Origin of the sequence: Streptomyces sp. DI166, from assembly GCF_900091315.1 — a bacterium.
In the GTDB taxonomy this organism is placed as follows: Bacteria; Actinomycetota; Actinomycetes; order Streptomycetales; family Streptomycetaceae; genus Streptomyces; species Streptomyces fuscus.
This window is the reverse complement of sequence record NZ_FLSP01000062.1, coordinates 45,642-52,219: the sequence shown is the minus strand read 5'-3', so window position 1 is coordinate 52,219 and position 6,578 is coordinate 45,642. Positions and strand designations below refer to the sequence as shown.

Below are 6,578 nucleotides of genomic sequence, written 5' to 3'. Positions count from 1 at the left end.
AGCGGCGGGCGGTCTTGCGGGGCGTCGGCGTCGGCGCGGACGCGGTCATGGACAGGCGCGGGGCGGTGCGCGGCGCAACGATCGGAGCCGGTGTGTCCGGGTGCCAAGCGCTCGGATTCGCCGTGACTCGGCTGCGTGGATCGGTGTCCCACGCGACGACGGGCCCGCGGTCGTACGCCTGCAGGGCGATCACCTCGATGCCGTGCGGGTGCAGGACGTACGCCCACTCCAGGTCGCCGGTGCCGTCCTGCGTGATCAGCTCACGTGCGGCCGGGCTGCCGTCCGCATTGATCACGTTGGTCATCTGACGGCTGGGGTATTCATCGCAGCCGGTCAGGGAGCGGCGCAGGGCGGCGGGAGCGCAGTCGAGGAGGTCGGTGCCCAGCTCGTCCCAACCGTGTCCCACGTCGTCGATCAAGTGGCGGGCCATGGCCTCCAGGTCGCTGGCGAACCGGTGCTGGTAGGCGGCCGGGAGCAGCGGGAGCTTGTTGTCGGGGTAGCCGTCGAAGCGGACGTATATGCCGGCGTAGCCGTCGGCGGTGGGGCGGGCTATGACAGAGCGGGTGGACAGGTCGGTCTCCTGAAGTGAGGGTGTCAGTGCGCGCGGGGACGCGTCGGCACTGCCGCGATGGGCGACGGCGTGGGGCCGGGCGGCGCAGTGTGCGCGGTGGTCTTCGGCGGGATACTGGCCGGGATCGGCCGGTCGGGCGCCCGCAGGCTGGCGGTGTCACGGAACCGCGTGCGGGGGTCGGTTGCCCACGCGACGACCGGACCGCGTGCCGCGCTGGGCGCGCTGATCACTTCGATCCCTTGAGGGTGGAGGACGTAGCCCCAGCTCAGCTGGGACGCCGTTCGCTCGGTCCAGGTGAACGGGGGCAACGTCGGGTGCGCCGGATACCGGCGGCCGGGTTCGTTACGCCCGCCGGCCAGGTGCTCGCGCAGCGCATCGGGTGCGCCTTCCAGGAGGTCGGTGCCCAGGATGGACCAGCCCTCCGGCGCCTCGTCGATGAGGTACGCGGTCAAAGCGTCGGTGTCCCCGGCGAAGCGATGCTTGTGTGCGGCGAGCAGCAGGGGCAGGTGATGGCTGGGGTAGCCGTCCCAGTGGACGTACGTGCCGACGTATCCGGTGCCGGTGGGCCGGGCGATGACAGAGCGAGTGGACAGAGGATCTTCCTGTCGTGGGCGGGGTCAGCGGGCGGATCGGCGCGCGGGCCCAGGCGGCGTGACAGGAGCCGCCGGTACGGCCCGCGGGGGCTGCGCGGATGCCGATCGGTTCGTTCGCCGGTAGATGCTGGCCAGATGGTCCTCGCTCAAGTAGGCGAGTCGATCACCGAGTGCTGACAGCTCCTCGGCGTGCTGGCGGTAGCGAACGGCGATGCCTGGTTCCTGGTTGTGGTCGCACCATTCGGCCGCGGTCTCCAGGAACGTGTGCAGCTCGGCGAGGCCACTGCGTCCGTCGCCGAGGACGGCCTGCGCAACGGTGTTCAACTCGGCTGCTGTGCGTGCCCGGTAGAGCTGACGGGTCCAGTCGATGATGCTCTTACCAGCCTCTTCGTCGGGGAGCGAGGTGCTGAACTCCCTGGCGTCGTGGGCGGCCCAGCGATGCAGGTCGTCGGCGGTCGGCCGGTCGTCCCGATGGGCGGTGATCTGCTCGATGGTGCGGCCGACGTTGTCGTACAGCTCGAAGTCGGGGTGTGGCAGGGACAAGGGGCTCCTCCGGTCGGCTACGTGCGGTCCGTCGGCGCGGAGCCGACGGGTGGGCCGGAGGCGTCGGTGCGGGCGCACGTGTAGCCGATCAGGCGGGACGGGGCGGCCTTCGCGGGCACGGTGGCGGCGTCGGAGCAGACGAACGTGTACGTCACCGACGTGCGCGGGATGCCGTGGAGCCAGGCGTTGTCGTCCTTGCCAGGGTTGATCTGCAGCCCGGAGTGCGCGACGGCGTCAGTCTGCGTGTGGGTGTGGGCGAACAGCACCAGTGTGCCGCCGTCGCTGGTCTTCAGCGCGTAGGCGTCCTTGAACCGGTTGGTGCCGCCGGCGAAGACCGTGGTGCCCAGCTTCCCGAACTTGCGGGTGGTCTCGTCGTGGACCTTGATCTGCTGCTGGCTGGCCTTGGTCGGGTCGAAGACCTTGGTGCCAGTGTTCGTCCCGCCGGTCGCGAAGTTGTCGATCACCGCGGTGCGCAGCAGGTTGGCGTCGGCCGCCAGCTCCTTATTGCCGGTGGCGGCGACCGCGGTGGCGTAGCCGTCCTTGTCGAGGGCGATGTCCGGGAGCGTCGCGCCGGCGAGGCCGACGACGGAGACCAGCTCCCACCGCTTGTCCTTCGGCTGCTCGGCGAAGACGGCGATGCGGCTCGGGTCCTTGCCCTTCTCACCGGAGAGCGCGGCGGCGAACCAGCGGTTCTGGCCGGTGGTGAAGCGCGGGATGTACAGCTTGGCGCTGGAGGTGTCGTACGACCAGGGCTTGTACGGCTTGCGGTCGGCCTTGGGCAGGCCCTCGGTCTCGGTGTAGTCGGAGACGGACATCGCGTACATGGGCCCGTCCTCGACGGTGTCGAGCAGGGTCCGGTCACGCTGCGCGTTGGCCTCGTTGTTGATCTTCGAGTAGTTGGCGATGACGGCGCGGGCCTGCGCGTCACTGAGCGCGGGCACCGGCTTCGGCGCGGCGGGCGCGGTGGGGCCCTTCTTCGCGGACGGTACGTCGTCGCTGCTGCAGGCGGCGGCCCCGGCGAGCAGCGCGGCACAGACGAGCAGGGGAAGGACACGGCGGGTGGTGTGGATGGGTGTGCTCCAGGGTCTTGGTCGGGAAGGGATCAGCGGCTGCGGGAGATCGCAGGGCCGGGCGGGGTGACAGGGATCGTGCTCGTCGTGCTGAGGCTGCGGCTCGGCGTCGGCGCAGCGCCGAGCCGGTCGGCCTGCTGATGGAGCCGACCGCCGGCCTGGTTCAGCCGCCTGCGCGTGCTGTCGATCCGGGCGTGCAGCTGGGAGCGCTCGGACGCGATGGCCGTGGTGCGCTGCGCGGAGCGGGGAAGAGAGCCGAGCTGGTGGAGGGCGCCGGCATGGGCGACGGCTTCGCCGAGGTCGGCCAGGGCGTGCCCCAGGGTGCCCACCGTGCGCGTGAGCTGGGCGACCGTACGGCGGGTGATGTCGGATTCCGGGTCGCGCCCGCGTCGCACGGTGCGCGCGGCGAAGGCTGCCGCGGTGGTGAGGTGGGTGATCAGTCCGGCGACGTCGCGAGTCCGGTCATCGAGGTCATCGAGGTTGTCGGCGCCGGAGTGCACCGAGTCGGTGAGCGGCAGCTCGTCGGCCGCACTGTGGATGCGCTCGGCCAGCGAGTGCAGCTGGCTGACCTGGTCGTAAGGGAAGGGCAGATGGACTCCTGGAAGTGTGCGACGGGTGCCGGTACGGTCAGCGGGTTCGGGTGCCGGGACGTCCGGCCCGCGGTACCGCAGCAGCGGGTGTCCCTGCGGGCGGGTGAGGCTCTCAGTACCGCGTCGGGAGCGCCGAAGGGGTGCGTGCCGCCGAGGAGGGAGGGGGTGCCGTCGAGTTCGTCGAGCCACTTGAGGAGCTTGGGCAGGTTCTTGTCGGGCCCGTACGCGAGGTAGGTGCCGTCGGCGCTGTCGCAGCCGAACCACTCGGCGATCCTCAGACGGGACCGGGAGTTGACGCGGCCCATGTGCACGCCCTTGCCGCGGGCCTTTGCCTCGCGGGCCAGCCGTTCGGCGACCGGGCCGAGTTTCCACTCGGTCGATCCGGCCAGGAACAGGACGTCGAAGCTGTCCCAGGGCAGCAGCCCGGGTTGATCGCAGCCGTCCTGCGCCGCGAAGGCAGCGGGGACGCCCAGCTCACGAATGCGGGCCAGCCACGGCAGCGACTCGGTGAGCGTGCCGGTGGCGTCGAACGGCTGGTCCGGGGCGAGCGCCCACAGACAGCGATCCGGCCCGTACCTCTCGACGGTCCGCGACAGCCAGGCGAACCACGCCTCGGCGCCGGGCCAGTAGCGGCCCTTGCCGTCGCTGCCGAACTTGGAGTTGTCGCAGGCGTACAGGACGCCCTCGGGGATGCGGCTGCCTTGCGCCGGGGTGGTCATACAGCCGAGGCGTCCCGCGCTCATCGCGGCCCGTATGTCAGGCCCCGAGGGAGTGCCGAGGTAGCGCACGGTGCACCTCCCCGGCGCCGCCGCCGCAGACCGTCCGGGCGACGGAGCGGTCAGCGGTGATGGCTGCGGACGGCCGTGGGCAGCGCGGGCGGCAGCACAGCGGTCGTGGTCGGTGTGGCGCGGCGTAGGTTCACGCCGATGCCCTGCTCGGCGAGGCGGCGGGCCACCGACTGGATCCGCAGAGCGCGGCCGTCCTCGCCGTACGCTTCGGGAAGCAGGAACGCCGCCTGGCGCGGGTGGGAAAGCCGTGGGCGTACAGCGTCATCCGCGCCTCTTTCGGCACGCTCGCGTACGGAGTCCCGAGCGCTCCGTCGGCATACCAGGTCAGCGTCACCACCTGGGCGACGTGCGGCGGAGCCGGGCGGTGAGGCGGCTCGGGCTCCTCTGCGGCGTTGCGGCGGACGGCCTTGAGGGCTCGCTCATAGCGGGGCAGCAGGCGACGCTCGACCTGGTCCGCGGCCCGACGGGGGTCGTTGGAGACGGTAATGCCGTTCGGCTCGTCGACGCCGTCGAAGTGGTGTGCCTTGAGGCGGTCTTCGTCCGGGACGAGCGGGGCGACGACGAACTGGTGCGGATGGCGCGGTCGGTCGATGACGAGCAGGCGCTGGCCCTCCAGGGTGTTCAGGACGGAGCAGCGGGAGAGGGCGAATTCGTTGACCACCCAACTGACATGGCCGACGTCCCAGAGCTGCTCGGCAATGAGGTACTGGTCCTCGTGCGCGACGCGGCCGTGGTACTCGTGGCTCCAGAGGCCGGGCAGGAGGAAGGCCAGGTCGGTGGCGAAGGTGTTCAGGTGGGTGCGCGCTGGGGGCATGGGTTCCCGGTGGTGAGGGCTGAAACGTCGCAGGTGGCAGCCGGTATGGTCGGAAATCTTGGGGTCAGTGCATACGGGCGTCGGTGTCGAAGAGCGCCAGCTCGTGGGGGTGCAGGAGGTGCTGCACGATGAAGCTGCGGCCCGCGACTTTCCAGAGCCCTCTGCCGCGGTTGAGGTGGGAGATTGCGTCGGCTTCCACCGACGTGAGGCCCAACAGGGCTGCGGCGGCGTGGAGTTGGTCCGTTTCTTGCCGGTAGATGATGCGGGTGGAGCAGTCGGCGAGCAGACCTTCGGCGAGCGCCCGGCCGCGGGATCCGGCGTCGCCCGCGGTGAGCAGGTCGGACAGCCGGTGGATGACCATGAGGTTGGCGATGCCCAGGCCGCGGCTCAGCTTCCACTGGGACTGCATCCGCGCGAGCAGGCCGGGGTGACGCATCAGGCGCCATGCCTCGTCGTAGACGATCCAGCGCCGACCGCCGTTCGGGTCGGACAGCGCGGATTCCATCCACGCGGAGGCGCAGGTCATGGCGAGCACCAGGGCGGTGTCGTCGCCCGATCCGCCCAGGCGCGACAGGTCAATGGTCAGCATCGGCGAGTTGGGGTCGAAGGCCACCGTGCTGGGGGCGTCGAACACGCCGGCGAGGTCGCCGTGCACCAATCGGCGCATGGCGTGGGCCAGGTCGCGGGAGGCGTCGCCGAGGCGGCCGGACATGACGCCGCCGACCCGGTCGAGTTCGTCGGGGTTGTTGAGGGTGGCGGCGATGTCGCCGAGCAACGGGGTGCGTCCGCTCGCGGCGGCGCGGGTGACGACGGCGTCGAGGGCGACGTCGAGGCCGGTGTGTTCCATCGGTAGCAGGTCCCGCCCGAGGACGGTGCGGGCCAGGGAGCCGAGCAGCAGCAGACGCCTCTTGCGGATCTCGCCTGCCCAGTCGGTCTCGGAGACGCTGTTGGGTCGGGGCGCCGCATCCAGCGGATTGAGCTTTCCGGGCAGTCCCGGTCCCAGGGCGATGGAGGTGCCGCCCAACGCCTGTGCCACGGGCGTCCATTCACCCTTGGGATCACACGGCACGTAGACGCGATAGCCGAAGGCGATCGACCGCAGCGCGAAGCTCTTGGCGAGCGCCGACTTGCCCTGCCCGATCACCCCGGCCAGCAGGACGTTCGGGTTGGTGAATCCCTCGATCTTGCCGTACAGCGCGAACGGATCGAAACAAAAGGACGCCTCCGCGTGGACGTCGCGCCCGATGTAGATGCCCTCGGCGCCCAGGCCGCCCTCGGCGAGGAACGGGTACGCCCCGGACGCGGTGGCGGTGGTCATGCGGTGGGCAGGCAGTTTGATCTTGTTGTTGCGGGAGGACGCGGGGCCGGGGCGTCCGGCCGGCGGGAAGAGCGGTGCCGGCATCTCGTGCTCGGCCACGTCGGCCCCGCGGGTGTGGGCGGCGGCTTCAGTTCGGGCCTTCGCGGCGGCCTCGGCGAGTTGTCGGCGGGCGGCCTTGCGCGAGGCACGGTCGGTGCCGTGCGGGGTGAACAGCGGGCTGGCGCTGGCGCGGCGGGCACGGCGTGCGGGCCGGTGGCTCATGACGGGGTGGCTTTCACGTGACGGAGGTCA

General features: G+C 71.1%; 8 protein-coding genes. All 8 read right to left on the bottom strand.

Going from position 1 to position 6,578, the window contains the following annotated elements:
• Positions 1-430: hypothetical protein (locus GA0115233_RS26650; RefSeq protein ID WP_255310368.1), on the bottom strand; the 430-nt coding region annotated here is incomplete at its 3' end.
• A 164-nt stretch (positions 431-594) separates the two neighbouring features.
• The gene (locus tag GA0115233_RS26645; RefSeq protein WP_093722841.1) at positions 595-1,023 is read right to left on the bottom strand and encodes a hypothetical protein; all 429 of its coding nucleotides are present in this window, start codon (positions 1,021-1,023) and stop codon (positions 595-597) included.
• Between the two features lie 165 nt (positions 1,024-1,188).
• Positions 1,189-1,707: a hypothetical protein gene (locus tag GA0115233_RS26640; RefSeq protein WP_093722840.1), complete on the bottom strand. Its 519-nt coding sequence runs from the start codon at positions 1,705-1,707 to the stop codon at positions 1,189-1,191.
• Between the two features lie 17 nt (positions 1,708-1,724).
• Complete coding sequence (locus GA0115233_RS26635) at positions 1,725-2,648, bottom strand: hypothetical protein (RefSeq protein WP_093722839.1); 924 nt, start codon at positions 2,646-2,648, stop codon at positions 1,725-1,727.
• A 161-nt stretch (positions 2,649-2,809) separates the two neighbouring features.
• Positions 2,810-3,277 carry a hypothetical protein gene (locus tag GA0115233_RS26630; protein ID WP_093722838.1) on the bottom strand — a complete coding sequence of 156 codons (468 nt, stop codon included), beginning with the start codon at positions 3,275-3,277 and terminating at the stop codon, positions 2,810-2,812.
• Positions 3,214-4,110 (bottom strand): hypothetical protein, encoded by an 897-nt coding sequence (locus GA0115233_RS26625; protein ID WP_255310367.1) that lies wholly within the window; start codon positions 4,108-4,110, stop codon positions 3,214-3,216. Before GA0115233_RS26625 ends, GA0115233_RS26630 begins: the two co-directional genes overlap by 64 nt.
• A 175-nt stretch (positions 4,111-4,285) precedes the next feature.
• Entirely contained in the window at positions 4,286-4,969 is a 684-nt protein-coding gene (locus tag GA0115233_RS26620) for a hypothetical protein (RefSeq protein WP_255310366.1), read from the bottom strand.
• Positions 4,970-5,033: 64 nt separating this feature from the next.
• On the bottom strand, positions 5,034-6,548 hold the full coding sequence (locus tag GA0115233_RS26615; protein WP_093722837.1) for an ATP-binding protein: 1,515 nt from the start codon (positions 6,546-6,548) through the stop codon (positions 5,034-5,036).
• Positions 6,549-6,578 lie beyond the last annotated feature (30 nt).